The sequence below is a fragment of the Laspinema sp. D2d genome, assembly GCF_025370755.1.
Classification (GTDB): Bacteria; Cyanobacteriota; Cyanobacteriia; order Cyanobacteriales; family Laspinemataceae; genus Laspinema.
The window spans coordinates 49,599-76,194 of the sequence record NZ_JAMXFC010000002.1; the positions used below are offsets into that span (position 1 = coordinate 49,599).

Here is a 26,596-nt window from a genome sequence, read left to right on the forward strand (position 1 = left end):
ATATGCTATTTTCTTGCATGACTACTTACGTTTTTATTTTAAACCTACAAAATAATTTGATCACAACCACTCATTCTTTAAAAAAATGATAAATCTGTATTAGCTCCTCAGTAGGAACGGATCAGTGGGTACAAAAAACTTTTAACCAACTTAATTCTCATCTCCCGTTCCGCCCATCCCTGGCGCATTTTCCGCTCCTGTTTCAGGAACTAGCAGATTTGGCACTGCTGAACCATTAGCGGGCCGATCGCCACCAGGTAGCTGGAATAGGTCGCTGGAACTGGGGATGGTGGCTAGGGCAACCCGATCGCCTCCTACAGACCTCAGCAAATCTAGCACCTGCATCACGTCATTATAACTTGCCATTTTTGACGCCGAAAGCACAATCAACCCCTCGGGTCTGGCTCTTTTATAAGTCAACAATAACTGATACAGTTGCTCCCGCGTTACAGGCTGTTTATCCACGTAGCTTTGTCCGAGTTGGTCTACGCTGACAAATAGCTTCAATTCTTGCATCTGTACCGTCCCCGTCTCTGCTTGGGGCAAGTCTACATTCACCGCCTGTTGGCGGGTGAGTTGCAAGGCGGCTAGGAGGAAAAAGGTCAAAATACAAAAAATGACGTCGATGAGCGGAATCAACTCGATGCGAGCTTCTTCCATTTGGGACTCATAGTTAATCTTCATCGGGCGATCGCCTCCCAGAAATTCAAAGGGGTGAATGGCAAGCGGTAGGAACTCCCCCCGCTTAATCTAACCTAATTTGACTGATCGGAGGAATTCAAGCCATCAATCTTGTTGGCTCTATCCTGGGGCTGATCCCCGATTTCTGGGTAGCCTTTACTATGATTAACAGACCCTTCAGGTTTAACGGTGAACCCACTGTCTTGAACCGTTCTGCTGGCCCAGGCGGCGGGAGTTTCTGGCGCACCACTGCGATTATGGTGGATTTGGCTCCAATATTGGCGATAGAGCAACTCCAGTTCATTCCCGCATTTGCGGAAAATTTTGACCTGGTTGACGACTAAGGCTTGAAATAGACGATAGAAGGCTAAACTCGTAATGGCGATAATCAGCCCAAATGCGGTACTGATTAGGGCTGCACCGATGCCGGTAGTGACCCCGGCGGTGGCTCCGGTTCCGATATCTCCCAGGCGGATTGAACCGAGGGATTCAATTAACCCTAGGACGGTACCAAGCAAGCCGAGCAAAGGCGAGATCGCAATCACGGCTTCTAATACTTTATCACCCCGGCGCATAATAGCAATTTCCTCCTCTGCCCCGGCCTCTAGTGCCAGCCGAAATACTTCAGGATCGGCATTTTGCAATCGCAAGGGGGAATGGAGAAATCGTCCGATGGGGCGCTTGCTGGCTTGTCTAGCAACTTCCTGGGCGACTCGCCAATCATATCGGGCGGCTTCCAGGACGCGATTGGCAGTTTCTTTTTCTTTGCTGACGACGGTCGCCCAAAACCAACTGCGCTCTAATATTGTGGCGACTGCTAGGATGGATAGAACCCACAAGGGCCACATCGATACGCCGCCTTTCTCAAAAATCTCTTGGATTGTGTCTATGTTCACGCTGTTGGGTTCCTCCGTCAATTGCGATCGCCTAGGGTTGGGTCTACGATCAACTCAGGATATGGCATTTCTATTGTAGAAATTTACGATACTTTACAACCAGTCTGAGAGGATTCGGTAGAATTCGAGAATAGGGTGGGCGCTACAAACGCCTCCGAGTGTTTTCAGCAAACCCTCTGGTCACTCATCTACGATACTAAAAAGATGCCTTCTTTGGGGTCTAGCTGTCCCCTGTTTTAAGTGTTCTCATTATGAAAATCAGTGAAACAATGCCTCGATGGTTGACTTTGGGATTCGCCTTCCCCTTAATTTTCCTCAACAGTTGGCTGTTGCTGGTGGCGTTTGATTATTTTGACAAGATCATCAGTATCCTGCTTGCAGCCTCGTTGCTGGCGTTTATTTTGGATTATCCGGTGAATCTCCTAGAGCGATATGGGGCCAAACATACCCCGGCTGTGATTCTCGTGTTTCTATTGACCTTACTGACGTTGGTAGGGTTGGGGATCACATTGGTGCCGATCGCCTTAGAACAATTGACGGAGTTAGCGAACCGATTGCCCGTTTGGATTAAATCTGGGGCCGCGCAACTCCAGACCCTGCAAGAAATGGCGATCGCCCGAAATTGGCCGGTAGATCTCAGTGGATTGAGCACTCAACTGACGGAACGCCTGTCGAGTCAGTTGCAAAACCTCACGGGTCAAGTCCTGGGTTTTGCCGTGGATACGGTGGGTCGCATATTTGATGTCGTAGTGACGGTCATCTTAACGTTCTATATGCTCTGGCGCGGACGTAGCCTTTGGGAGGGCCTATTACAATGGTTACCCCCTCGTCTGGCGAAGGAGATGCGGTTCTCCCTAGGCCAAAATTTCCATAATTATTTTGTCGGTCAAGTCACGGTAGCGTCTTTAATGGGAGTTTCCATGACTTTGGCATTTTTGGTCTTGCGAGTCCCGTTTGGTCTGTTATTTGGTTTAGTGGTGGGCGTGTTGAGCCTGATTCCGTTTGGGGCCGGTTTAAGTATTAGTTTGGTGAGTATCTTAGTTGCGTTTAATAATTTTTGGCTGGGGGTGAAAGTTTTAATCGTGTCCGTGGCGATCGAGCAAAGCATCGAAAGTGGCGTGGCACCGCGATTATTGGGGGGATTTACGGGTCTTAATCCAGTCTGGGTGCTAATTTCGCTTTTAATTGGTGCGAAGTTGGGAGGAGTGTTAGGGGTTCTGATTGCAGTGCCTCTAGCTAGTTTTATCAAAAGCACCGCAGACAGTTTGCGATCGGATCCAGATAGTCCCCCGGTTGAAGTGTCAAGCGCGCACTGATTTATAGATTAGCCCCCCCAGGCGGGCTTTGTCCGCTTTCCTCCCCACCCTTTAGGGTGTGGGTTTCGAGAGGTTCAAGGATAAAATAAGCGATCGCCTTCCTGAATATTGAAGAAGGCGATCGCTTGTTTTATGGATAGGGTTCGGTGTTGGGGGCTTATTCTTCTGCGCCTTGAATTTTGAGTAAGGCGAACCCGAGGACTAAACCGACCATGACTAAAGCAAAGGCTAAAAAGGCAGTCGTGAAAATTTCACCAGTCATCGTTATAATTTCTCCTAAATTTATGGGATGAGGACAAGTTCTAGCCAGACCGCTAAACTCCGTGCGGTTTAAACCCGCACGGAGTATTGTAGAACACTTCGGACCTGCTTCTGCCTGGAACTACCTACCGATGCCATCAAACCAGCCCACCAAAACAAACAGGATACTCAGGGTCTCCTTCTTGTGGCGGCTTTGTCCGGTATTTAGCGAGCGTTTCCTCAGCTTTCAGTGCCTATTTCTGTAAATTGTCCGCCAGGGCTGGGTCTGTGGGGATCGATTATTGCCCATTGGTCAGATATATGGACTAAATCTTGACAATTGTCGGACTGAACTGCGTCGAGTTTTTGAATCGTATGGGTCACTTTTCTAAAAATTTCATTAACTTTTACGTTTCTTAACCTCCTACAATATTGTGGAGGAGATTTTCTACCGGAGGTTAGATCCCTTTGTCCGCCCACGATTGTAGCATTGTCGGTGGAGGCATAAGAAAATCTATGGAAATTCAAACACCCGATTGGGTAAAACACGCGGTTTTTTATCAAATTTTTCCGGACCGATTCGCCCGAGGTACTCAGCCTCGTGAGCTACTCTTGAAGCACAGTCGTTGGGAAGATTGGCACGCTATTCCGACCCTGCAAGGGTATAAAGGAGGAAATCTCTGGGGCGTTGTAGACAAACTGGACTATTTGCAAGACTTGGGGATTAATGCTATTTATTTTACCCCCATTTTTCAATCGGCGAGTAACCACCGTTATCACACCCATGATTACTATCAGGTAGATCCGATGTTGGGGAAAACTGGGGCGTTTCGAGAATTGTTGTTAGAGGCGCATCAACGCAATATTAAAGTAGTGCTAGATGGGGTTTTTAACCACTCTAGCCGGGGCTTTTTCTTTTTTCATGATGTTTTGGAAAATGGCCCTTATTCTCCCTGGGTCGATTGGTTTAAAATTCACGGATGGCCCCTGTCTCCTTACAATGGCGATTTTCCCGCTAATTATGATGGATGGGCGGATAATCGGGCTTTGCCGGTGTTCAACCACGACAATCCAGAGGTGCGGGAATACATTATGGAGATTGCAGAATATTGGATTAAGTTTGGGATTGATGGCTGGCGGTTGGATGTGCCGTTTGAGGTGAAAACGGAAGGGTTTTGGCAGGAGTTTCGCGATCGCGTCAAAGCAATTAATCCCGATGCCTACATTGTCGGCGAAGTCTGGCATGATGCTCGTCCCTGGTTGGATGGGACTCAGTTCGATGGGGTGATGAACTATTTATTTACCGGACCTACCATTGCCTTTACTGCGGGCGATCGCGTTGATTTGAGTCAAGTCAAGGACCGGGACTACCAAACCACCCCTCCCATGTTTGCTGGAGAGTATGCGGAAAAAATGCAGCAGTTGTTGGAAATGTACCCCTGGGAAATCCAACTGACTCAGCTTAACCTTCTAGCTTCTCATGATACGGCACGTCTGCTTTCTATTGCCGGAGATGATAAACCTTCTGTGGAGTTGGCAACTCTGCTGTTAATAACCTTCCCCGGTGCTCCGAGTATTTACTATGGAGATGAAGTCGGTTTGGCGGGTCGTCTGGACCCTGACTCTCGTCGTGGTTTTCCCAAGGAAGAAGATTGGGACCGGGAAGTATTCGACTATCACCGCCAACTGATTACGCTGCGTCATGCTCATCCAGCTTTGCGGACCGGCACTTACAAGGTGTTATGCGCTCAAGGAACCCTCTATGTCTTCGCAAGGCAGTTACCGGGGGAAGAACTGATTGTCGCCGTCAATGTCGGCACGAATGCCTGTGAGCAGACTGTGGATGTCTCTGGATTGAACTCTCATCCTGAGAAATTGTTATATGGGAAAGCTCAAGTGTCTTGGCAGGATGACCAGATGAGTTTAAATGTTCCCCCTCGCAGTGGGTGCATTTTGGGTTAAATGATGGGGGCGAGGCAGGAGGCGTCGCCCCTATCGTGGATGGAGAGAGTTGAGGGGGTGGGCTTCTTAGATGCGATCGCCTCCGATACCAAATCCAGGTAGGAAAAGTCGTTTTTATAGAGTAGCCCGCGCAGGCGGGCTTTGTCCGAGGAGCTTCTACCCTTTAGGGTGTGGATTTTTAGCGACTATCTTAGACCGAAACCAGACTGGGAATGAGTACCTTGTCGATCGCATGAATCACCCCATTGTCCGTGAGGCGATCGGCACTCAAGACTTTAGCATCGTTGATTTGGATCCCGTCAGAGGTATCAACCCCCACTACGGAACCTTCCACCGTTTCTGCTGAAGCTAACTCCTCCAGATTATCTGTCCGCACATCTCCATTTAAAACGTGATAGCAAAGGATTTTCTTCAGTTTGGGGATATCCTCCCTCAAATTGGCGAGGGTATTAGAAGGCAGTGCGGCAAAGGCTTCGTCCGTGGGTGCAAAAACAGTATAGGGTCCGGGACTCTTGAGCAAATCGAGGAGATCTGCGGATTCAACTAAAGTCATCAGGGTATTGAATTGCCCGAGTTCCTGGGCGGTTTCTATTAAGTCAGCCATGAGTGATTTCTTCCTAAAAATAGGAGTTCTGTTGATTTCTGTTTAGGAATAACATGAGAAATCAGCCCAAGCCCTCTTTCACAGGGAGGAACTTCAGGGTGAATTTATTGACTGACGGTAATCCCCCGATCGCGCAGTTGTTGGACAAAAAACTCTTCGAGTGAAGCACCTGTTAGGTCAATGGTAATCAGCTTACCCCCCATGAGTTGCAAGCTGGCGAGGAAATCCTGGGGTGACCCTTTTAAATGCCCTTGCCAGCGATCGTCTTCTAAGTCCAAGTCCGGTAACCACTGTTTAAGCACTTCTAAATTTCCCCCTATCCCTTTGACAAAATAAAGGTCAGAAGTCCCCAATAATTCCTTGAGGGAACCGCAGCAAATTAATTCACCTTGGGCGAGGATGGCAACGCGATCGCAAATTTTTTCCACATCGGCGAGGATGTGACTATTAAAAAAAATTGTTTTCCCTTGTTCTTTCAAAGAAACAATAATTTCCCGCATCTGATATCGTCCCAAGGGGTCTAATCCCGACATGGGTTCATCTAAAAACACAATATCGGGATTATTGATCAGTGCCTGGGCCATGCCAATGCGCTGTAACATCCCTTTAGAGTAGTGACCCAGGATCTTATTACGCGCAGCAGATTTGGCGATGCCGACGAGATCCAATAGATCGGGAATGCGTTGGCGTTGCTCACTGGGGGGAATTTGGAATAAGTTCGCCGTAAAAGCCAAAAATTCCCAGCCGGTTAGATATTTATAAAAATAGGGGTTTTCTGGGAGATAACCGATACGTTCTCGAACAGCGCGATCGCCCAAAGGCTGCCCCAATAATAACCCGCGACCCCCACTCGGACGCAAAATGCCCAGTAAAATTTTAAGGATAGTCGTTTTCCCGGCCCCATTTGGGCCGAGCAACCCAAAGGTTTCGCCCTCATACACGGTTAGGGTGCAGTTTTTGAGGGTTTCGATTTGTTTGTTCATCCAAAACCCAGTACGGTAAGCCTTTCGCAATTGAAAGGTCTCGATCGCTGGTACTCGCTCAGTGGTTATCGGTTCGGCAGGCCAATCAACGACAGAATCCATGTCCGTTTCCCAATTTCGTGCAACCTAAATTTAGTTCTATCTTGTCCCGAATTTACCCAATTTTGCCTCATTTTACATCCTTTCAGGGGCAAGATTCTCCCAATTACACTGGATTTTAGGACCGATGGGAGCATCGACTAGAGCTGTTTGGGCAGTTTTTCGTCCAAGTCTGGGGCTTGGGAGAGTCTTACAAGAGTAGGTTTTTTACTTCCGGTCCCCTCCCCTGTGTCTTGGGGAGGGAACCGGAAGTGCAGCTAATCTAAGGCGAATCACCATGACCCTAAAAAACCTACCCTTGTAAGGGTGGGAGAGGAGCACTGAAGTCGGGACTATCAACACAACATGGGACCTGAATCAGGGAGGTTTGGGCAGTTTTTCGTCAGAGTGTGGGGGGTGGGGCTGACCGTTTGCAGTCACAATTACGCTCGTAGCTACAAACGGTTACTTTCAGGCTTTTTCAGGTGCTGCCGCAACTCCGAAATAGAATGGTTTTAAGGAGTAAGAGGAAAAAATACAATGGATCGGTCTAAAGTTATAGCTATCATTACGGGTGCGATTTCCATTTTGCTGGCGATCGCCTATCTCGTCATTGTTCAGTTGCTCGATTTTCGGGGGGAAATGTTACCGGCTCCTATTGATACGGGAACCCTTATGCCCTCAACCCTGGTAACTGTTACTACTCTTATCATTCGTCTATGCTGATCAAAAATGTAGGAATAATCACGGTTCTGTTCGTCCCCTTGGGGTTGGCTTTACCTGTTGCTGCCGCTAACCCAGCACACCTACAGCAACTGCTGGACACCAATCGCTGTGCGGGATGCGATTTGCGCGATGCTCAATTAGAACGGGTTAGCTTGCGGGGTGCCGATTTGTCTGAAGCCAATTTAGAGGGGGCCAATCTCCGAAATGCGGACTTGCGGTATGCCAATTTTCGCAGTGCGAATTTATCCAAAGCGATTCTGATTGCTGCCGACTTAGAAGCGGCTAATTTTAGTCAGGCGAATTTACGGGAGGTTGATATTCGAGGAGCCAATCTCAAGGATGCTGTCTTGACAGGGGCAAATACTTGCGGTTGGCAGCGTCAAGATGCACAGTTACAAGGGGTCAATTTAGAAGAAGCGGGGTGTATTCGTCCGACCCCTGCACCGAATCCGGCACCCAATCCGGTACCCAAGCCGTCATCAGAGACAGGGGGACTGGACGAGAGGCAAGCTGGGGCATTGCTGCGGGACTGGTTAACAGCTAAAGGTAAGATTTTTGCGCCTCCATTTGATCGGGAATTATTGGGAAATTTGACAACGGGAATTCTTTATGCAGATTCTCTTAATTCTGTGACTTGGTTAGAAAGTAATAATGCGTTCTATCAATATGGAGTGCAGCGAGTAGAATCAATAGAGCGGTTGGTTGCAGAAGGGAATCGGGCAACCTTAGAAGCCAGGGTTACGGAAGATTACACGTTATATGAAAATGGACGAGCCGATCGCGATCGCGCTAGTTTTGCCACAAATTTAATCCGATACAATTTACAACGGGTCAATGGTCAGTGGAAAATTGCGGATTATCAGGTCATTAATTAAAGGCGATCGCTCAGGATAAGGGCTCTCATCAGGGTGTTTCAACTGGATAGGGTTTACGAAGGGAGAGAGTTAGTTAATGACAGGGCCAGAAGCACAAGACAATTTTAATTCTTCTATTCGCTCACCAGAGGAGAATGAGGACGAGGGTCTGATTGTCATCCAGATGAATAATCCGAAAGCCTGGTACGATCGCGCTGGTTCTCTTTATCAGTTAGGACGCTATCAAGAGGCCCTAGAGAGCTATGAGAAGGCGATCGCCATTGATGAGGACTATGCCGATGCCTGGAATAATCGGGGGATGACCCTGAAGTGTTTGGGACGTCATCAAGAGGCGGTGACAAGTTATGAGAAGGCGATCGCCCTGAAGGCGGATTATTACCAAGGATGGAACAACCTCGGGAATGCTTTGGTGGAGTTAGGACGCTATGAGGAGGCTGTGGCGAGTTACCAACGGGCGATCGCAATTTCTCCGGACTATTGTCAAGGATGGCATAACCAAGGGGAAGCATTAGCGGCGTTAGAACGCTATGAAGAAGCCGTTGCCTGTTACGATCGCGTCTTAGCCCTCAAACCCACCTGGCGCGAAACGAAGCGGTTGCGACGAACGGCGATGGCAAAGTTGCAAGAGAGGCCCCCCAGTCCCAAACCGCCCACGCCAGAACCTGTGGAAACTCCGATTGTGGAGAAAGCGAAGGAAATTGTCCCCGAATCAGTCCCGAGTCAGCCGGTAGTTCCCTTGGATCATCCCAAACTCGCCGCCTGCGATCGCCTAGTAGAACGGTATCCCAATGATGCAGAAGCTTGGTTAGATCGCGGCAATGCTTTAGCGGAATTAGGATGCTATGAAGAAGCAGTTACCAGCTACGATCGCGCTATTTCCCTGGATCCAGAGAATTGGCAAGGATGGAAATATCGGGGAGTTGCGTTTAAACAGTTAGGGCGACAGGAAGAAGCCCTCAGAAGTTATGAGCACGCTTTAGAATTGCAACCTGTGCCTCCGCCTACAATCACCCCAGAACCTCCTGATACCTCTACAGATGTTTTCACAGATGTCACTACAGATGTTTTTACAGATAGGGTTCCGGAGTTTGCGATAGAGGAGCCTTTACCCCAGAGAGTTCCGACATCCCCCCCAGTACACCGATCATTGAGTCCTCTGGGGCGTATGATCCGGTGGATGCGGCGATGGATTAAGCAGCTATGGCGACGTTGGATTGGATAGTTTAAACCTGGAGTGCTGGTTTCACGGGAGATTCAGAACCAACTGATGAACAGGAGGGGTTAGTTTGCCAAGATCGGGGAATAGCGATCGCAGAATCCTTGCGTCGTCAGTTGGCTCGTTTCTCCCACAATCAGCGCTTTAGTCTGAACTGGACAATCTTTGGTGCTTCGATGCTTACAAGTTTCACAGCTTTGCATACAAGAAAAAAATAGGAGAAGGTTTTTGCTCTATCAACTTAACAAAGATTCACCAAATTTCCGCAGTGACTTACGCTACAATCCCCGAAATCGTTACATCTTGTAATCAAAGGGCGTCGGTACTTACCCCATGCCTAGGGGATTTTCCCCTTCTCTACCTTAACCCTGGGAGTCATTGTCCTAACTTAGAGGGATTCCCTCCGTTCCTCTCTTGTAACCTCTAATCTCCAAGATATTATAAATTTTAAAAGATTGAGGCACTCATACATAGAGCTTTTTGGACTAACGCAAGTTACCTCATTTATTGCTACAAAGCTCATAAAAATTTCTTCTCAATCCCAAGTACAGTTTTTCATACCCTCCTTACTGACTCCGCCCCGCCTATCCCCTCTACATTTCCTTAACTTACCTCTTTAGATAGAGGTTTTTTTTAGACCTATCAGACTATCCTTGGCATAGTGGAGCAATGTTAATCACCTGGGCAGGGATCAAGTTAAAATCGAAGATTTTCGCGGAAAGTGCAGCCAAATGACTTAGATTTTCAGACGGCTTCATGTGATCCCCAAGGGCTTGCCCCCTTAAATTCCCTGCTCTAAATTCGCCCCCATCCAATTCTTAACCGATTAGAAAAAGGGCAATTTAATACTCATCAAAACAAGGAATCGTCTATGCAAGCTCTTGCAAGTCTTCAAACTTTCCCTCAATCTTTAGTTAAACCCAGCTTCTCTTATGCCGAGAAAAAGGCTAAGATTTATTATTCAGATATTTTACCTAAATCAGAGGTTTCTGAGTTATTTTTTTCGGTTTGGCAACGTCATGAAATGACGGAGATAAATCGTCAACAGTTAAAATTGGCGTTGTTAAGTTATTCTGAACTGAATGACTCCGACTATAGACTCATTAATCGCCTCTTACACGCCGTAAAACGCGGATGGATTAAAATGATAGACTAAGTTCACCGAGGAACTCAAAAAAACTGGCTTATTTTTCTGAACCGACTTTTGCAGGCTTATCCCGAAATATCCGGAGATAACTGAGTCTAAAGGTTTCAACTTTCATGTTTCTTCCGGTGAACACTTAATATTAATTAATTATTAATGCCTTCAGATCACTGAGGGCATTAATTTTTTGAGTTCAATGCTTGTAAATTCTCCAGAGAGTAAGTGTGTCAGATTCATAAAATTGCTATTTCTGAACTCTACCGAATAAAGCTGACACACATCCCTGAAACTCCGGGAAAAACCCCTAGAGTTTTAACCGAAACAATAAAATCTGATTCACTTGATCCGGAGTAAAATTATCATCACTGATCAGGATTAAACTTTGACTGCCGTCGGAGAACCGGGGTCCAAGGGTCATCCCTTCCAGATTGTCTAACTCAATTCCTAAATCTTGTAAGTTTAAAAGCAATCGCTTCTTAATGGGTTCAACCTTCTTCAATTCACCTTTTAAACTGGCAATTCGGGAAGTATCTGTAGCGCTGCCGGTTTGAATTTCAAAGAGTTTTGCACCAAAACCCAGAAACCCAAAATTGCGCTCTAAACTGAGCAAATGCCCTCCCTGTTCTAAGGCTAATAATTCCGGTAACCCTTTGTAAAGACTCCAACGAACACTCTCATCCAGGGTGTAAAGATTTTCAGAAATTAAGAGTGGGGGTCCATCGGAGATTAGATAATGAAGTAAACGGTTTTTAGGAGGTAACTCAGCATCGACTTCATCCAAATCTTGAATGAGGGGTGCTTCAGTGGCGGTAAAGAGGCGATAGGGATCGACGGTGGCATCGCCAAATCCTCTGGGATTGAGGGTGAGGGACTCTAATCCTAAATTATCTTGGATACCTTGGGTTTGGTTTTCCGCACTATCCGGGGTGTAGCGTTTGGGAAGGGTGATATCCCGGACAAATTGCCCGGTTTCTAGGTTGATTTCGTGGATAAAGGGTGCCAACCCTTTGCGTGCAATCCCTTCGCTGGCAATATAAACACTATTGGGGGAGGCAAAGGCGATGCCTTCTGCATCAATTTCACCGATCGCATAGGGGTTGCCGTCTTCCCCTTTGAGAAAGGTGACGGATTCAATTTCGACGCTGGCGATTTTGGGCGAATCGGAACTGTTAGAATCCAAATTTAGTTTAAGGGTATAGAAGCGGGCGGGGGCATAATATCCGCGATCGTCGGAGATGACGTAGAAGCGATCGCGTTGGCGATCGTAGGTGATACCGGATAATCCACCAACGGGCGTATCCTGAAATGGACCTTTCGGCAGTTCATACTCATCCAAAAATTCTAGGGACAAGTCGAGAAATATTCGCTCTTGGGCGTTGACTCGTGGCAAGGCACAGGCGGTTAATACAGTCGATAGCACCAGTACCAATGCCATCACCCAGGGGAAAATTTGAAATTTGCGCCAGTTCACGATCGCCTCCAACCCTTGAAAATCTAAACAGTCCAACTGTCAATTTAACAAATTGGCGGCCAAATTGCGAGGGTTCCTATATTTTAAATCAGTCCCGTACCCCGTTTATGTAAAGCGATTAAATTGAACGGTTAACCAGTTGAATGAGTTCAAAAAGAAACGAAATGAAAATTATAACGGGAGGAAAATGTGGAGGAAATTATTACTCACTCGGCCCAATCCGATTACACCCAAACTCAGCTTATTTGGGGCTATTTTTCTGGATTTTATGCTTGACTTTTTTCGGAATTAATGCTTTAACCGTCCTGGGCCAACCGGAAAATTCTGCACCCCCCTTGTTGCCTCCAAATCCTTTGGAAGTTCTCATCCCTGACCCGTTAGTACCCAATCCCCCGAAGAAAAATCAATCCTTAACCCCGGAACAACTTCAGGAATTAGAATTGGCGTTAAATGGTTTAGATGCAGAAGCCTCCGCTAAGTTAGGGGAGGGAAATAAGCCTGAAGCTTTTACAATTTGGTATCGAGAATTGCGGTTATGGCGCTATTTTGGACCTTTGCCGGAAGTGCGGGCTTTAACTCGGGTGGGGGCGACTGCCTGGGAACAACAAGAAATTACGGCACTGCAAGCAATTGATGCTAGACTCAAGGTCATTTATCAAGAGTATTGTCTCACTCCTCAAGTTTGTGAATTGCCGCTTTTACAAGGATTAGCAACGGGATTTGAAACGGTGCGATCGCGGGATTTAGCCCTCACCGTTTATCAGCAATTGCTCATCGATGCCCGCGATCGCAACGATGCCTCCGCAGAAGAATCCATCCTCACAACTATGGGTCGCCTCTATTTGGAAAAACTGGATTATGTCAATGCGTCAACACCTTATCAAGGATTACTCTCCTTTGCAGTACAACGACGCGATCGCCTCCAAGAATTATCTTACCTCGAACAACTGGCATTTATCTACACCCAGGCGAATGATTCCCAAGGGGCGATCGCCACTCGACAACGATTGGTTACCCTTTATAATAATCCCGAAGATATTCGCAAAATCCCTGAACTCAAGCTGGCGATCGCGACGGATTATGAACGTCTCGGACAACTGCAAGCGGCGATCGCCAGCTACGAACAAGCCTATACCTTCGCCTGGACTCAACAACAATTTTACATCGCCAGCGATGCCCTAGAACGCCTCGCCAATCTCTACACTACCCTCGAACAATTTGATGCCGCCTTACAAGTTTATGAAGCTTTATTAATCGTTGAGCGTCGCGCCTACAACTTATATGGGATAATGCATACTTATGATCGCATCGGTCAAGTTTATCAGCGCCAAAATGCCTATCCCCAGGCTATCCAAGCTTTTCAAAATGGTTTGGAGATAGCCCAAGAACTTAACTATCAAGAGGCATATTTCACTGAAAAAATTGACTTTCTGGTTCACGGATCGCGTCCCTTATTCTAATTCATGTTCCCAGATCACCATCAAGCCCCTCTATTAGAAACCCTCGCCCGCTGTGCGAAAAAAACGGATGCGCCGTTCTATGCACCGGGACACAAACGGGGGCGAGGAATTCCCCAATCTCTGAGCAATCTGTTAGGAACATCGGTATTTTTAGCCGATTTACCGGAACTGCCGGACCTTGATAATTTATTTGCCCCGACCGGGGCGATCGCGGCTGCCCAAGACCTGGCAGCCGATGCCTTTGGTGCATCCAAAACTTGGTTTTTAGTCAATGGTTCCACCGCTGGAATTATTGCAGCAATCCTGGCAACAGTCCGCCCCGGAGAGAAAATTATATTGCCTAGAAATGTCCATCAATCGGTAATTTCTGGCTTGATTTTATCCGGGGCATTGCCAGTTTTTATTGCCCCTGAATTTGATCCAATCTGGGGTTTAGCCCTGAGTATCACGCCAGCATCCGTTGCCGAGGCATTAGCGGCCCATCCTGATGCCAAAGCAGTGATGATGGTGTATCCCACCTATCAGGGAGTATGCGGGGATATTCAGGCGATCGCCCAGGTGACTCACCCATTCGGAATTCCCCTGTTGGTGGATGAAGCGCATGGTCCTCATTTTGCCTTCCATCCCGATTTACCCACTCCGGCCCTAGTTGCAGGGGCAGACCTATCCGTGCAATCGATTCACAAAGTCCTCGGGGCCATGACCCAGGCATCCATGCTGCATATCCAAGGCGATCGCATTGATGTCAATCGCTTGAGTCAAAGTTTGCAGTTAATGCAATCCACCAGTCCCAGTTATTTACTCCTGGCGTCCTTAGATGCAGCGCGGCAACAAATGGCGCTACAGGGTCAAGAGTTAATGACCCAAACCCTAGCCCTGGGCCGTCGTGTCCGGGAGGAGATTGCCCAAATCCCCGGTTTATCGGTGTTAACGCCGCCTGAACCGAGAATTCCGGGATTTGTCGCAGGCGATCGCACCCGTCTGACGGTGGGGGTTTGGGAGTGGGGACTGAGTGGGTATGAAGTCGATGAAATACTTCAGGACCGTTTCGGGGTCACCTGCGAGTTACCCTCCCCGGACCATTTAACCTTTATTATCAGCTTGGGAAATACTTCAGCAGATATTGACCAACTCGTGCAAGGTTTAGTGACTCTCTCCCACGATTATTGCCACAACCAGCGATCGCGTTCCCTTCAACCGATGCCTCCCTCGCCCGCCCTTTCCCTATCCCCGAGGGATGCGTTTTTCGCCGACGTTGAAGCAATCCCTATTACCCAGGCGATCGCGAGGGTCAGTGCTGAGTTAGTATGTCCATATCCCCCGGGAATCCCAATTTTGATGCCCGGAGAGATGATTACCTTAGAGGCAGTTGCCTATTTGCAACAAGTGCTCACCCAGGGAGGTATCCTCACTGGATGTAGTGATCCCACTCTAACTACCCTCAAAGTGGTTAAAACTGGATAACTTTGATAAAAATAATCTAAGAATTGGTTAAACCTATTACGATTGAATTTATGATTTAATCCTCTGATTTTACAAGTTAGCCTACTAAAAAGATTGTTTTAATTAAAATTATTCAAGCGAATAATGTTTCAAAACAAAATAAACGTTTATTTTCATAAAACTGGAGTTTGATATTTTATTAAATTTAATTTTTATGAAATTAAACTCAAAAATTTGTTTAAATTACTATAAGTATTACATTAAATTGGATTATGAATCCTCCAGTTTGGCCTTATATTACTCCGGGTATTGCGGATGATTTATTCGAGCGGTTGCCGGGAATTCCGATGAGCAAACGAGAAACTAGATTGCTTTTACTCTCCCACCTCCGTCTACAATCTGAATCTGTCTTATGGGATATTGGGGCGGGAACCGGCACTATTCCTGTGGAAGCGGGATTACTCTGTCCAAACGGTCGAATTTTAGCGGTAGAAAGAGATGAGGAAGTTGCCGCCTTAATTCGTGCCAACTGCGATCGCTTTGGGGTTCAAAATGTAGAAGTCATCGAAGGCAGTGCGCCGGAATGTCTCTCTCAGTTACCCCATGCCCCGAATCGCGTCTGTATTGAAGGAGGGCGGCCCATTAAAACCATCTTGGAAAAAGTCTGGTCCTACTTACTCCCCGAAGGGCGAGTCGTCGCCACGGCGGCGAGTCTGGAAAATTTGTATGCCATTTCTGAAAGCTTTGCTGAGTTACAAGTCCGTAATGTGGAGGTTGTTCAGTCCTCCTTCAACCGCTTAGAAGGAAGAGGAACTCATCAAAGTTTTGTAGCCGTTGACCCGATCTTTATCCTAAGTGGAGAAAAGCTGGATTGAAATTCAGCCCCGTTTCCCGGAGTCTCTTGAATTAGACCTCTGGCAGCTTGAAAAACTGATGACCCTCTCCCCCGTGAACCAACGGGAAAGATTGGTGGATGGGTTCTCCCATATCAGGAAATGCTGACCCGACGGAGGAGTTCAGTGAATGATGCAAGCCACCTATTTTGCTAATACTAGATTAACTATAAAATTGTTCTATGCCTTTGTCTCGAATTCTCAGTACCATTGTGGCTCTCATCCTAGCGCTAGGTACGACCTTCCTAGGAGGTTGGTACTTTACGGTGGGTTTCTCTATTCTGGTTTGTATTGCTCATTGGGAATATTTGGAACTGGTCCGGGCTAAAGGGATTTACCCCGCTGCAAAAACGAGTTTATTTCTAAGTCTGGCGTTAGTCGTGCTTTCCACCTTAGATTCCCAGTTGACTGATGCCCTCTTGCCGATCGCCGGAACTTGTATTTGTTTCTATCTCCTGTTTAAGCCAAAAATGGCAACGATCGCCGATTTAGCCGCCTCCATTCTTGGCCTATTTTATATCGGTTATTTACCCAGTTTTTGGCTACGCTTACGCACATTAGGGTCGGAGGCAGCCAGTAATCTCCCTTTCGGTGGCTATTGGCCCCAAACCTGGCCTCATTTCTCAGACCTCCCCACCGGGTTGAGTGTGACCTTACTTTCGTTTATTTGTATTTCTATGGCGGATTCTGCCGCTTATGTCGGGGGCAAGTGGTTGGGACGCACTCATTTTTCTGATATCAGTCCGAAAAAGACCGTGGAAGGGGCAGTATTTGGGATCCTGGGGAGTGTCATTTTGGCAACCCTGGGGGCAAAGTATCTCAATTGGCCGTTCTGGGCAGGGACTGGGGTCGCATTCGGGTTACTCCTCGGGATTGCCAGCTTGATGGGAGATTTAATCGAATCCTTGATGAAGCGGGATGCGGGAGTAAAAGATTCCGGTAAGCTGATTCCCGGTCACGGGGGAATCCTAGACCGGGTGGATAGTTATATTTTTACCGCTCCTTTTGTTTATTACTTTATTACGCTGCTGTTGCCCTTGTTATCGCAATGGGTTGGGGTTTCAGGGCAGTAAACGGGTCTTCCTGATGCTGGAATCGTTATGGCAGAACGGTTAATTGCCCCTGACAGATTAAGCCACTTTCGGTAAAGGCGAGTTCCGAAAGGGCCACATCGGACCCTAGGGGTAAGATAACGGTTTCTAATGGGATTACCCCTGAGTCTAAAAGCATTTGAATCGTTGGATTGAGAAAGTGCAATTCTGAGGGGTTGCCTCGTTGTAATCCCGTTCGGAGGAGAAAGGGTTGGGCCGCTTGGGACGGGGTTTTGAAATTCCCCCGGAAGGTGAGGGTTTGCTCTGAGGATAGAATGGCAGCGCCCTCCCAGGTGAGGGTCGGTTCAGACTTCCAGGAGAAGGCGGAGGCGAATTGGGGGAAGAATAAGGGAGTGAAGGCATCCGCGAGTAAAGCCGATCGCATGGAGGCATTGAGGTCCGCTTCCGTTAGATGTAACCGCACAACCACGGGTACTGGGTCTTGGAGACGCAAGGATTTCCCCCGCAAAATGTCCCTCAGATTGATTTGAATGCCGCTTCCCTGGAGTTGTAGGGTACTCAGGTGTAGACCTTGGTAGATGGCATCAGACCCGCACAGAGAAACCTGGGGAATCACTCCTTGGAGGATTTGGCGATCGCCTCCCTGAATCTGCACCTCTAGTTCCCTGACGGATTCCACCTGCGATCGCAACCACAATTGCACCGCACGGGAGAGGACCCAACCGAGGCGAGATGTAGAGGGGCGCAGGGGTTGAGTCACGAGTAAACCCTCTGCGGGTGGGGATAATTCCGGGCGATCGCTAGACACAGAAGCTAATTTTATAATTTCTTTTTCGCGCATAAATATTCTCAATGTAATTCCCCAGGTGCAAGGCCCTACAATCAGGGAGGTCAGCAAGCATCCGTGAAATCTTGGGGCATCCAGAACCACCCCCAACCGGGCAACTGGGGCATTTGAGTGCTTCTAACCCCTATTCTTCCGTTCTGAGTGCTTGTATTCTCCCCGATCCTGTAATATTTGTACATAGTTCAGTCTGGCAACTTGTCAGGTGGACTCAACCCCTAAAAACTTATTAGAAAAAAGCGAGCAAGCGCAGCCGTCCAAAACATGGATGCTAGACTGCAAAAAATCCTATCTGAATGGGGCATTGCCTCACGCCGTCAAGCGGAAAAAATGATTGAACAGGGACGGGTCAAACTGAATGGCGAAATTGCCCACCTCGGGCAGAAAGCCGATCCGCAACGCGATCGCATCCAAGTCGATGGCATCCCCGTCAACCCCGGCGATCGGCCCACTCCCCTGTACTTGCTGTTAAACAAACCCACCGGCGTTGTTTCCACCTGTGCCGACCCCCAAGGTCGGACCACGGTACTCGACCTCCTGCCTAGGGACTTACAGCAAGCCCAAGGCATCCATCCCGTTGGACGGTTGGACTTTGACTCTACTGGCGCATTACTGCTCACCAATGACGGAGAACTCACCTTCCAACTCACCCATCCTCGCCATAGCATTCCCAAAACCTACCAGGTGACCGTTGCTGGAGAACCTCGGGAATCCACCTTGGAAGCATGGCGTCGCGGCGTCGTCCTAGACGGCAAAAAAACCCGACCCGCTTCCGTTCGCATCCTCGATCGCCCCGAACAGTCCCAAACCCTGCTCGAAGTGATTCTCTGTGAAGGCAGAAATCGCCAAATTCGCCGGGTAGCTGACTTGTTAGGATACCCGGTCATTCATTTACACCGCAGCGCGATCGGCTCGATTCATCTCAATCCACCGGGGGAAGCTCCCTTGCCCCACGGCTACTACCGCCCCTTGAACCCCTCTGAGATATGTTTCTTACAAAGTCAAGTCTCCCTAAAATCCGTAAATTTGCCAGCAGATACTCAGGAACCGACCCGATGAAGAAGCATAAACCTAAAGCTATCCTGAAACCACAGCAGGATCCATCGGTCAAGCTGGCCGAGATGGGTGCTTATTTACGGCAAGTGCGGGAGTCTCAATCGATGACCCTTGAACAAGTCGCGGCGAAAACGATGATTCGAGTGGCTCTGTTGCGATCAATTGAAGAAGGGCAACTCTATAAGCTCCCCGAACCCATTTATGTTCAGGGTTTGCTCTTGCGGTTTGCGGAAGCTTTGGGTTTAAATGGCGTTGAGTTTGCGAAAACCTTTCCCATTCTTTCAACCTGGCGCAAGCAGAAAATAGCCCGGTGGTATTATTTACCCATGCCTAAAGTGCGACCGATTCATCTGTACCTGATTTATATCCTTTTGATTATTGGTGCAGTCAAAGGGTTATCAGGATTTGTCGAAACGACAGCTATGCAGGAATCCAACGGACAACCACCGGAAACGGCTCAGGCTGTAGCGAGTTCTGAAGCCCCCAAGCCTGAAAAACCCACCGCCTCAACCCCCGGAACTCAAAAACCTGGGGCCAATCAATCCCCTTCTAACGCTCCAGTAAGGGTTGGGCTGATTGTTCAGGACAGTTCCTGGGTTCAAATTATCGCGGACGGTAAAACGGCATTTGAAGGGACGTTACAACAAGGAACCGAACGCACTTGGGAAGCGAAACAACAACTGGTGGTCTTAGCGGGCAATGCTGGCGGGGTCCTCGTGGCCGTCAATGATGAGCAAGCGAAACTGATGGGCGAACCCGGGGTTGCCGAAGAGGTGATTGTTCAAGCCGAACCCTAGAGAATGGGGAGAGTAGGGATTAGAAACCGGGGTTGTTCCGAAAATTTGGAGCCAGAAGGCAACCCCTCTAGGCCAGAAACCCGGTTTCTTGTCTTTTGGAGCCTCCACTTCTGGGGTTCGACCTTGAGGGTTAACTCTTTAGTAGCACCTACGACCATAGGTTTCGGTCAGCATTTTCAGGCGATCGCGTAAGTCCCATGTCAGCACTTCCCCGCGATAACGCCATCCCCAATTGCCTTCTGCCAATCCCGGGGTATTCATCCGGGCATCGCTGCCGAGTCCCAACAAATCCTGCAAGGGAATCAGGGCTTGATTCGCTACGGAGGACAATGCCACTCGAATCAGTTGCCAGTGAATGCCTTCCTCTGAAACGGGTCCCAAATAGGATAAAAGACCCCACCGTTCATGGTCTGAGAGTTTTTCAAACCATCCCACGGTTGTATCATTATCGTGAGTTCCGGTATAAACCACACAGTTGCGCGAGTAATAGTTAATCGGCAAATAGGGATTCCCCGGTCCAGATCCAAAGGCAAAGTGTAAAATCTTCATCCCGGGAAACTCGAACTCGTCTCGCAGGGCTTCCACTTCGGGCGTAATTACCCCTAAATCTTCGGCAATAATCGGCAGACTCCCTAACCGTTCTCTCACCGTCTTCAGTAAGGCCGAACCCGGTGCCGCAATCCACTTGCCGTTCATGGCGGTGGTTTCCCCTTGGCGCACGCACCAGAAGGACTCTAGGCCCCGAAAATGGTCAATGCGAATGATATCCACATAACTCAACATGGATTGGAAACGTTTGACCCACCAATCAAAATCCTGTTTTTCCAGGCGCTTCCACAGGTAGACGGGGTTACCCCATAATTGCCCCGTGGCGCTGAAATAATCGGGCGGGACTCCGGCCATTCCTGCGGGTTCTCCGGTTTTGACATCCAGACAAAAGATGTTGGGATTGGCCCAAACATCGGCGCTATCGTGAGCGACATAGATGGGAATATCGCCGATAATTTGGATGCCGCGTTCGTTGGCGTAGCGTTTGAGGTCGGACCATTGCCGGAAAAATTGATATTGCAGGAATTTTTGGAAAAAGATTTCTGCGGTTAACTGTCGCCGCCATTTGTCGAGGGCCTCGGTTTGCCTATTGGCGATGTCAGGTTCCCACTGATACCAGCTTTTGCCATCCATTGCGCCTTTAATTGCCATGAATAAGGCATAATCATCAAGCCAATAGGCTTTTTCATGGCAAAATTCTTGAAATTCCTGTTGTTGCTCGACAGAAGCCTGAGTTTTGAAGGTTTGGCAAGCTTGTTGTAACAGGGGCATTTTGATGGCGATCGCCTGGTCAAAATCGACCCAATCGGCGGGAAACTCAGGCAGGTGATTAAAATCCCAGTCTGCCAGCAGTTGGTCATCCCGCAGGCGATCGGGACTGATCAACATGGGGTTTCCTGCCATCGCGGAATAGGACAAATAGGGAGAATTGCCAAACCCCGTAGGTCCTAGCGGCAAAATCTGCCAGTAAAGTTGGTAACTCTCTGCTAAGAAGTCAACGAAGCGATAAGCCGCTTCGCCAAGGTCACCGATACCAAACCGACTGGGAAACGAGGTGGGGTGGAGTAGAATACCGCTAGATCTGGGGAAGGGCATGGTGTATTTACCATTGGAAAATAACTTAAGCGTTGTCGCCCAATCGTTCACTGGGCTAACGACTCTCAACTTTATCATGGGACGGGTCACCAATCGCGGCGATCGCCCTATCAAAACTTGATGACAAATCAGCCCTGATCCCCCCTAATTCCGGATCACGAAGCTAAACCCCCAACTCTAACCCTTTCAACTGGAAAATCTAACCATGACCTATCGCAATCCCACTCCGACGGTTGACATCATTATTGAGTTAGGCGATCGCCCCGGACGTCCCATTATCCTGATTGAGCGTCGCAATGACCCTTTAGGTTGGGCGATTCCCGGTGGTTTTGTGGATTATGGGGAATCTGTAGAAACGGCGGCGATCCGTGAGGCAAAAGAAGAAATTGGTTTAGATGTCGAACTGATTGAACAATTTCATGTGTATTCTGACCCAAATCGGGACCCGCGTCAGCATACCCTGAGTGTGGTTTTTTTAGCCACGGCGACGGGGGAACCCCAGGCGGCAGATGATGCCAAAAATTTAGACTGTTTTGAGTCTTGGCGCATTCCCAGCAATCTCTGTTTTGACCACGATCGCATCCTTAAAGATTATTGGCGATATCGAAACTACGGGATTCGACCCCGGATTTAAGGCGATCGTCACCCCCTTTATAAGCGCGTATTCGATTAAATCCGCCTCATTTCCCCGGATAGACTTCTTGCCTCATTGGGATCGGTAAGAAGTCTATTTTTTGTCCCTGGACTTCCGCAATCTATAACACCGAACTCTCAATGTAGAGGCGATGCGCCGCTGATCAGGGCTTTGCAATGGATTTAGTCTATCCTAATGTCTGAATTGCTGGGAATTTGACGGAAATCAGAGTTCGTTTCCCACTCCCCCGGGTCCCTTCAAACCGATGCGATCGCCTTGCCGTTTAATAGAAAGAGTCAGTCCAACGGGATTGAGGACATCGCGTGACTCGATGAACCAACCATCCAGAGGATCGCCCTGATGATCTTTCCTCTTCAGTTTCCAGAACTTCCTCAAACCCTCAGTTGGGGGCTATTCAAAATCTTAACGCTGCGATCGCTCTGTTGTTATTTTTCTTTAAAGACGAAATATTTCCAAACTCCCAAAGCTATATCAATCCAAGTGATACAGATTTTTATTAATGTCATCATCAACCCTCGGGTAATCCCCATTGTTCAATTTGCACTACCCTTTGCCACTCCCAACTACCAATGCGCCCTCAACCTTGACTTAGAATAGAGTTTTTAATCCCTGCTCAACCGGAATGGCATGATAGTGAAGGACAGCCGGTTTCACTCTATTTCCGTTTCCTCCTCCCTTGTCATGAGAACACCGAGCTAGAATCCTAGAGAAAATAGTCTCGATCAAGCTCACCCTGCACCCTTCCCCTACTCAACCATCACGGGTTGTTTATTCGCAATAAATAGGTCGCCCTTGTCTATGAGAAACTCTTTGTGGATCACCTATCCCTTTTTTATAAATGGATTTGAAAAATCTATTAAAAGAACAATTAAATTTTTGCATCACAAAAACTTAATTGTTCTTTTAAGGTTAACTTTAAATTACTAAAAAAGCCTAACAATAATCTTTTAGGGTATTTTCAGTCAAGCCTTAGCCTGGAATAGATTTTTGAAAAATGTAAACTTGCACCAGATTTAATAGTAGAACTTAGCCTATTAAAGAGCAATAAAATTTGCAGTAAATAAAGGGTAGGGTTATGAACCTTGATCGCCAATTTAGTCAAACCCCTGATGCCGTCAGCCCGGGTGAATCCATTCACAATGAATATTTCAAAATCATAGTTGAACGCTCGGCGATTGGGTTAGCGCTTTGGGATTTGACTGGAAAATTCTTGCAAACCAACCCTTTTTTACAAACTATGGTGGGGTACGAGGAAGAAGAACTCTTGCATCTGGAATATAGCCAGATTACTCACCCCGAAGATTTTCAAGTAGAGGATGCTCTTAGGCAAGAGTGTATTGCCAGCAAAAGAGAGGGATATGAAATAAAAAAAAGATTAATTGGTAAAAATGGAACAGAAATCTGGGTCAAACAAAACTTATCCCTGATCCGAGATGGGGTAGGAAATCCAAAACTATTTGTGGCAACTATTGAGAATCTTTGCCAAGCTTCCTCTATTGATAAGTTGCTGACACAACAGGAAGAAAAATATAAAACTATCTTTGATATTTTACCGATTGGAATTTCATTTACAGACTCCGAGGGTAATATTACTGAATCAAATCCGGCTGCCTTAAATTATTTAGATGCTGGGGTTATAACTTCTCCGGAGGAAATCAGGATTCAGAGAGATTACCCCCTCAGTTTAATCGAACAAACTCCAGTGAATCTCAAAGAGTTTTCTAAAAAACTGGCTTTAATTAAAAATGATGATAATCGAGTTATCCAAAATTTACACGTTGAAATTGCCTCATGGGAGGGAGAAGTAGACTGGTTAAATATGATAACTGTACCGATTCCGTTAGACAATTATGGAGTGGCGATCGCCTATATCAATATTACTGAATGCAAAAAAGCTGAAATAGCCTTAAAACAAAGTGAAAGACGGTTCAGAAAAGCTGTGGATAACTTCCCAGATACCTTTGTCATTTATGATGCTGATCGCCGCATTCAATTTATTAATCATCAGGGTATCCGAATCAGTGGGTATCGCGAAGAACAGATTTTGAATCGCCGAGATCAAGAGTTATTTCCACCGGCAATTACCGATAACTACCTCCCGCTACTCCAGCAAGCCATTGAGACAAAAATGCCTCAAAAAGGAGAATGCACCATCCTGTTAAATAATACTCAATTGAGCGCGGCGATCGCGTACATTCCCTTGCTCAATGAAAAAGGAGAGATTTATCAGATTTTAGGAATTACCCATGATATCACCGAACGTAAGCGGGCCGAAGAATCTTTAATTAAAAGTGAAACTACCAATCGAGCTTTACTCAATACTATCCCTGATTTAATGTTTCGTGTGAAAGGAGATGGAACCTACTTAGATTTTAAACCTGCTAATTTTAGTAACTTAATCAAGCCGCAAATTTTTCAAGGCTTAAAAGTGGTGGATGTCATGCCACCACAAATTGCTGAAAACTCCATGAAATATATTCGACAAACCTTGGAAACCGGGGAAATTCAAGTGTTTGAGTATCAACTAGAAATCAGAGGTGAACTTTCCGTCTATGAAGCGCGACTGATTGCTAGTGGAGATGATGAAGTTTTGGCAATTGTCCGAGACATTACGGCGCGTAAAAATGCAGATCGAGAAAAAAATCAATTGATTGAATCCCTCCAGAAGAGTGAAGCTAATCTCGCCCGCGCCCAAAGAGTTGCTCATGTGGGAAGCTGGGAATATGAGGTAAAATCTAAAAAAGTTACGGTTTCAGAAGAATTTTTAAGAATTTTTGACCAACCCTTAAATTCCGGATTAAGCTATCTTCAATTGGTGAAGCAACTCCATCACCAAGATAGAAAAACTTGGCGCAAGCTCATTCGAGAAGTCCTTGAACAAGGGAGTGCCAATGAAGTTGAACTGAGAATTTGGCAAAGCGATCGCACACTTCGGTATATTGAAGCCAGAGCCGAAGCCGTATTTAACACAACGGGAAAACCCATTCGGCTCTTTGGAACTGCCTTGGATATCACTGAACAGAAAAAAGCCCAAGCTGCTCTCGCCGAATCTGAAGCCAAATATCGCTCCTTAATGAAAGATGCAGGAGATGCCATATTACTCACAGATTTAGAGGGAAATTTTTTAGAATCCAATAAAAAAGCTGAGGAATTATTGGGCTATACGAAAGAAGAATTAATCACCCTCCATGCCAGTCAAATTTTGCCCCCTCAAGAACGAGAAAGAGTGAGCGCAGTGTTTGCCTTAACGGCCAAAACTGGGGGCGGATGGTTGCCGAATACCCAACTCCGCCAAAAAGATGGGGAAACGCTTTGGGCGGATATTAGTTGTAGTGTAGTCCAATGGGGAGAGGGTCTGAAAGTTCAACAGGCGATCGTTCGGGATATTACTTATCGAGTTCATATTGAAGCATCCTTAAGAGAACAAGCGGAACGAGAACGATTAATCTCGGCGATGCAAGAGCGAATCCGACAGTCTCTGGATTTGAAAGAGATTTTACAAACGACGGTGGTTCAGGTGAGGCAATTTTTACAGTGCGATCGCGTGGCAATTTGTCGTTTAGGTTCCGATTGCACCGGGGTGATGGTATCGGAATCCGTTAATTCAGAATACTGCTCGATTTTAGGGCTAACGATTCGCGATCCCTTATTAGGAGAACAAGATTTACCCCCGGAACAGTTGGGGGGAATTTATCAGGTTGAGGATATTACTCAAGCTTGGGTGAGCGAGTCTCAGGTTAATTTTTTAACTGAGGTGGAAGTCAAGGCATTGTTAATGGTACCCATTGTCCAAAGTAGCGGGTTATGGGGATTACTAATTGCTCACCATTGTGCCGCACCTCGCCGATGGCAACAGTCCGAAATTAAGTTACTCAGTCAATTGGCAACTCAGGTGGGAATTGCTACCCAACAATCCCAACTGTATGAACAGCTTAAAGAAGCCAACCAACAGTTACGGCAATTGGCAACTCGGGATGGATTAACCCTGTTATCCAATCGGCGTCATTTTAATGAATATTTAGAACGAGAATGGCGACAAATGGAGCGCGATCGCACCCCACTCTCATTGATTCTATGCGATATCGATTTTTTTAAACCCTATAATGACACCTACGGTCATCAAGCAGGGGATGAATCTCTCAAACAAGTTGCTGTTGCCATTCAAAAAGCCAGCAAAAGGCCCTTAGATTTTGTGGCGCGCTATGGCGGAGAAGAATTTGCAGTCATTTTACCGGATACCGATGCGAATGGGTCAATCTGCGTGGGGGAAACCATCCGCGAGGCAGTGAAGGCGTTACAAATTCCCCACCAGGGATCTCCCACCTGTGGATACATTACCTTGAGTGTGGGAATGGCTACGGTGACCCCGGGAGTTGAGTCATCGTTGGAAACTTTAATTCATGAAGCCGATCGCGCCCTCTATCGAGCCAAGGACCAGGGCCGGGATTGTTCGGTTCATTATACTCAGATTTAAAGGGGTTCTGTCCATTGGCGATCGCCTCCGCGACTTCCCTTTGCTGCTCCTGCTAAAATAGATCGCGATTCCACCCGTCCCCCTTG

Annotated in this window: 24 protein-coding genes; 16 read left to right on the top strand and 8 right to left on the bottom strand. The window is 47.2% G+C overall.

What is annotated here, in order from left to right; all coding sequences use genetic code 11:
* Nucleotides 1-150: 150 nt before the first annotated feature.
* Complete coding sequence (locus NG796_RS01685) at nt 151-684, bottom strand: ExbD/TolR family protein (RefSeq protein WP_261204189.1); 534 nt, start codon at nt 682-684, stop codon at nt 151-153.
* 71 nt (nt 685-755) lie between these two features.
* Nucleotides 756-1,529: a MotA/TolQ/ExbB proton channel family protein gene (locus NG796_RS01690; protein WP_261204384.1), complete on the bottom strand. Its 774-nt coding sequence runs from the start codon at nt 1,527-1,529 to the stop codon at nt 756-758.
* 299 nt (nt 1,530-1,828) lie between these two features.
* On the opposite strand from NG796_RS01690, the gene NG796_RS01695 reads away from it, so the two are divergent.
* Complete coding sequence (locus NG796_RS01695; protein WP_261204190.1) at nt 1,829-2,893, top strand: AI-2E family transporter; 1,065 nt, start codon at nt 1,829-1,831, stop codon at nt 2,891-2,893.
* Nucleotides 2,894-3,050: 157 nt separating this feature from the next.
* On the opposite strand, the gene NG796_RS01700 is transcribed toward NG796_RS01695, so the two are convergent.
* Nucleotides 3,051-3,155, bottom strand: coding sequence for a PetM family cytochrome b6-f complex subunit 7 (locus NG796_RS01700; RefSeq protein ID WP_261204191.1), 105 nt, complete (start codon nt 3,153-3,155; stop codon nt 3,051-3,053).
* A 494-nt stretch (nt 3,156-3,649) separates the two neighbouring features.
* Here NG796_RS01700 and NG796_RS01705 point away from each other — a divergent pair, with 494 nt between their 5' ends.
* Entirely contained in the window at nt 3,650-5,095 is a 1,446-nt protein-coding gene (locus NG796_RS01705) for a glycoside hydrolase family 13 protein (protein WP_261204192.1), read from the top strand.
* Nucleotides 5,096-5,285: 190 nt separating this feature from the next.
* Here NG796_RS01705 and NG796_RS01710 read toward each other — a convergent pair whose 3' ends face one another.
* Together NG796_RS01710 and NG796_RS01715 are read right to left on the bottom strand one after the other, a co-directional pair.
* Nucleotides 5,286-5,699 (bottom strand): fasciclin domain-containing protein, encoded by a 414-nt coding sequence (locus NG796_RS01710; RefSeq protein ID WP_261204193.1) that lies wholly within the window; start codon nt 5,697-5,699, stop codon nt 5,286-5,288.
* A gap of 104 nt (nt 5,700-5,803) precedes the next feature.
* Entirely contained in the window at nt 5,804-6,784 is a 981-nt protein-coding gene (locus NG796_RS01715; protein ID WP_261204194.1) for an ABC transporter ATP-binding protein, read from the bottom strand.
* A 516-nt stretch (nt 6,785-7,300) separates the two neighbouring features.
* Here NG796_RS01715 and NG796_RS01720 point away from each other — a divergent pair.
* The 4 genes from NG796_RS01720 to NG796_RS01735 all read left to right on the top strand — a co-directional run bounded on the left by NG796_RS01720 (nt 7,301) and on the right by NG796_RS01735 (nt 10,733).
* A complete protein-coding gene (locus tag NG796_RS01720; RefSeq protein ID WP_261204195.1) occupies nt 7,301-7,486 on the top strand; it encodes a hypothetical protein in 186 nt (61 codons plus the stop codon).
* Nucleotides 7,480-8,361, top strand: a complete 882-nt coding sequence (locus tag NG796_RS01725; RefSeq protein ID WP_261204196.1) for a pentapeptide repeat-containing protein — start codon at nt 7,480-7,482, stop codon at nt 8,359-8,361. Before NG796_RS01720 ends, NG796_RS01725 begins: the two co-directional genes overlap by 7 nt.
* 76 nt (nt 8,362-8,437) lie before the next feature.
* On the top strand, nt 8,438-9,583 hold the full coding sequence (locus NG796_RS01730) for a tetratricopeptide repeat protein (RefSeq protein ID WP_261204197.1): 1,146 nt from the start codon (nt 8,438-8,440) through the stop codon (nt 9,581-9,583).
* 865 nt (nt 9,584-10,448) lie between these two features.
* Nucleotides 10,449-10,733 (top strand): hypothetical protein, encoded by a 285-nt coding sequence (locus tag NG796_RS01735; RefSeq protein ID WP_261204198.1) that lies wholly within the window; start codon nt 10,449-10,451, stop codon nt 10,731-10,733.
* Nucleotides 10,734-11,025: 292 nt separating this feature from the next.
* On the opposite strand, the gene NG796_RS01740 is transcribed toward NG796_RS01735, so the two are convergent.
* A complete protein-coding gene (locus tag NG796_RS01740; RefSeq protein ID WP_263012085.1) occupies nt 11,026-12,228 on the bottom strand; it encodes an esterase-like activity of phytase family protein in 1,203 nt (400 codons plus the stop codon).
* Nucleotides 12,229-12,356: 128 nt separating this feature from the next.
* Between NG796_RS01740 and NG796_RS01745 the strand changes: the two genes are divergently transcribed.
* The 4 genes from NG796_RS01745 (at nt 12,357) to NG796_RS01760 (ending at nt 17,061) form a co-directional block, all read left to right on the top strand.
* On the top strand, nt 12,357-13,652 hold the full coding sequence (locus tag NG796_RS01745; protein ID WP_261204199.1) for a tetratricopeptide repeat protein: 1,296 nt from the start codon (nt 12,357-12,359) through the stop codon (nt 13,650-13,652).
* 3 nt (nt 13,653-13,655) lie between these two features.
* A complete protein-coding gene (locus NG796_RS01750) occupies nt 13,656-15,116 on the top strand; it encodes an aminotransferase class I/II-fold pyridoxal phosphate-dependent enzyme (protein ID WP_261204200.1) in 1,461 nt (486 codons plus the stop codon).
* Between the two features lie 251 nt (nt 15,117-15,367).
* Entirely contained in the window at nt 15,368-15,970 is a 603-nt protein-coding gene (cbiT, locus tag NG796_RS01755) for a precorrin-6Y C5,15-methyltransferase subunit CbiT (protein ID WP_261204201.1), read from the top strand.
* A 200-nt stretch (nt 15,971-16,170) separates the two neighbouring features.
* Nucleotides 16,171-17,061 (top strand): phosphatidate cytidylyltransferase, encoded by an 891-nt coding sequence (locus NG796_RS01760; RefSeq protein WP_261204202.1) that lies wholly within the window; start codon nt 16,171-16,173, stop codon nt 17,059-17,061.
* Nucleotides 17,062-17,086: 25 nt separating this feature from the next.
* Here the strand turns inward: NG796_RS01760 and NG796_RS01765 are convergent, their stop codons facing one another.
* Nucleotides 17,087-17,881 carry a DUF2993 domain-containing protein gene (locus NG796_RS01765; RefSeq protein ID WP_261204203.1) on the bottom strand — a complete coding sequence of 265 codons (795 nt, stop codon included), beginning with the start codon at nt 17,879-17,881 and terminating at the stop codon, nt 17,087-17,089.
* A gap of 267 nt (nt 17,882-18,148) precedes the next feature.
* Between NG796_RS01765 and NG796_RS01770 the strand changes: the two genes are divergently transcribed.
* Both NG796_RS01770 and NG796_RS01775 read left to right on the top strand, forming a co-directional pair.
* Nucleotides 18,149-18,943: a pseudouridine synthase gene (locus tag NG796_RS01770; RefSeq protein ID WP_261204204.1), complete on the top strand. Its 795-nt coding sequence runs from the start codon at nt 18,149-18,151 to the stop codon at nt 18,941-18,943.
* A complete protein-coding gene (locus NG796_RS01775; RefSeq protein ID WP_261204205.1) occupies nt 18,940-19,737 on the top strand; it encodes a helix-turn-helix domain-containing protein in 798 nt (265 codons plus the stop codon). The genes NG796_RS01770 and NG796_RS01775 overlap by 4 nt, the downstream gene beginning before the upstream one ends.
* 138 nt (nt 19,738-19,875) lie before the next feature.
* Here the strand turns inward: NG796_RS01775 and malQ are convergent, their stop codons facing one another.
* Complete coding sequence (gene malQ, locus NG796_RS01780; protein WP_261204206.1) at nt 19,876-21,381, bottom strand: 4-alpha-glucanotransferase; 1,506 nt, start codon at nt 21,379-21,381, stop codon at nt 19,876-19,878.
* Here malQ and NG796_RS01785 point away from each other — a divergent pair.
* The 4 genes from NG796_RS01785 to NG796_RS01800 all read left to right on the top strand — a co-directional run bounded on the left by NG796_RS01785 (nt 21,380) and on the right by NG796_RS01800 (nt 26,510).
* Nucleotides 21,380-21,502 (top strand): hypothetical protein, encoded by a 123-nt coding sequence (locus NG796_RS01785; protein ID WP_261204207.1) that lies wholly within the window; start codon nt 21,380-21,382, stop codon nt 21,500-21,502. The genes malQ and NG796_RS01785 overlap by 2 nt on opposite strands.
* A gap of 84 nt (nt 21,503-21,586) precedes the next feature.
* Nucleotides 21,587-22,015: an NUDIX hydrolase gene (locus tag NG796_RS01790; RefSeq protein ID WP_261204208.1), complete on the top strand. Its 429-nt coding sequence runs from the start codon at nt 21,587-21,589 to the stop codon at nt 22,013-22,015.
* Between the two features lie 360 nt (nt 22,016-22,375).
* Nucleotides 22,376-22,633, top strand: coding sequence for a hypothetical protein (locus tag NG796_RS01795; RefSeq protein WP_261204209.1), 258 nt, complete (start codon nt 22,376-22,378; stop codon nt 22,631-22,633).
* Between the two features lie 478 nt (nt 22,634-23,111).
* On the top strand, nt 23,112-26,510 hold the full coding sequence (locus NG796_RS01800) for a PAS domain S-box protein (protein WP_261204210.1): 3,399 nt from the start codon (nt 23,112-23,114) through the stop codon (nt 26,508-26,510).
* Nucleotides 26,511-26,596 lie beyond the last annotated feature (86 nt).

Coding starts and splice junctions, on each gene's coding strand:
- NG796_RS01685 (WP_261204189.1), bottom strand. CDS start 684: ATGAAGATTAACTATGAGTCCCAAATGGAAGAAGCTCGCATCGAGTTG.
- NG796_RS01690 (WP_261204384.1), bottom strand. CDS start 1,529: ATGTGGCCCTTGTGGGTTCTATCCATCCTAGCAGTCGCCACAATATTA.
- NG796_RS01695 (WP_261204190.1), top strand. CDS start 1,829: ATGAAAATCAGTGAAACAATGCCTCGATGGTTGACTTTGGGATTCGCC.
- NG796_RS01700 (WP_261204191.1), bottom strand. CDS start 3,155: ATGACTGGTGAAATTTTCACGACTGCCTTTTTAGCCTTTGCTTTAGTC.
- NG796_RS01705 (WP_261204192.1), top strand. CDS start 3,650: ATGGAAATTCAAACACCCGATTGGGTAAAACACGCGGTTTTTTATCAA.
- NG796_RS01710 (WP_261204193.1), bottom strand. CDS start 5,699: ATGGCTGACTTAATAGAAACCGCCCAGGAACTCGGGCAATTCAATACC.
- NG796_RS01715 (WP_261204194.1), bottom strand. CDS start 6,784: ATGGATTCTGTCGTTGATTGGCCTGCCGAACCGATAACCACTGAGCGA.
- NG796_RS01720 (WP_261204195.1), top strand. CDS start 7,301: ATGGATCGGTCTAAAGTTATAGCTATCATTACGGGTGCGATTTCCATT.
- NG796_RS01725 (WP_261204196.1), top strand. CDS start 7,480: ATGCTGATCAAAAATGTAGGAATAATCACGGTTCTGTTCGTCCCCTTG.
- NG796_RS01730 (WP_261204197.1), top strand. CDS start 8,438: ATGACAGGGCCAGAAGCACAAGACAATTTTAATTCTTCTATTCGCTCA.
- NG796_RS01735 (WP_261204198.1), top strand. CDS start 10,449: ATGCAAGCTCTTGCAAGTCTTCAAACTTTCCCTCAATCTTTAGTTAAA.
- NG796_RS01745 (WP_261204199.1), top strand. CDS start 12,357: ATGAAAATTATAACGGGAGGAAAATGTGGAGGAAATTATTACTCACTC.
- NG796_RS01750 (WP_261204200.1), top strand. CDS start 13,656: ATGTTCCCAGATCACCATCAAGCCCCTCTATTAGAAACCCTCGCCCGC.
- cbiT (WP_261204201.1), top strand. CDS start 15,368: ATGAATCCTCCAGTTTGGCCTTATATTACTCCGGGTATTGCGGATGAT.
- NG796_RS01760 (WP_261204202.1), top strand. CDS start 16,171: ATGCCTTTGTCTCGAATTCTCAGTACCATTGTGGCTCTCATCCTAGCG.
- NG796_RS01765 (WP_261204203.1), bottom strand. CDS start 17,881: ATGCGCGAAAAAGAAATTATAAAATTAGCTTCTGTGTCTAGCGATCGC.
- NG796_RS01770 (WP_261204204.1), top strand. CDS start 18,149: ATGGATGCTAGACTGCAAAAAATCCTATCTGAATGGGGCATTGCCTCA.
- NG796_RS01775 (WP_261204205.1), top strand. CDS start 18,940: ATGAAGAAGCATAAACCTAAAGCTATCCTGAAACCACAGCAGGATCCA.
- NG796_RS01785 (WP_261204207.1), top strand. CDS start 21,380: ATGGTGTATTTACCATTGGAAAATAACTTAAGCGTTGTCGCCCAATCG.
- malQ (WP_261204206.1), bottom strand. CDS start 21,381: ATGCCCTTCCCCAGATCTAGCGGTATTCTACTCCACCCCACCTCGTTT.
- NG796_RS01790 (WP_261204208.1), top strand. CDS start 21,587: ATGACCTATCGCAATCCCACTCCGACGGTTGACATCATTATTGAGTTA.
- NG796_RS01795 (WP_261204209.1), top strand. CDS start 22,376: ATGATCTTTCCTCTTCAGTTTCCAGAACTTCCTCAAACCCTCAGTTGG.
- NG796_RS01800 (WP_261204210.1), top strand. CDS start 23,112: ATGAACCTTGATCGCCAATTTAGTCAAACCCCTGATGCCGTCAGCCCG.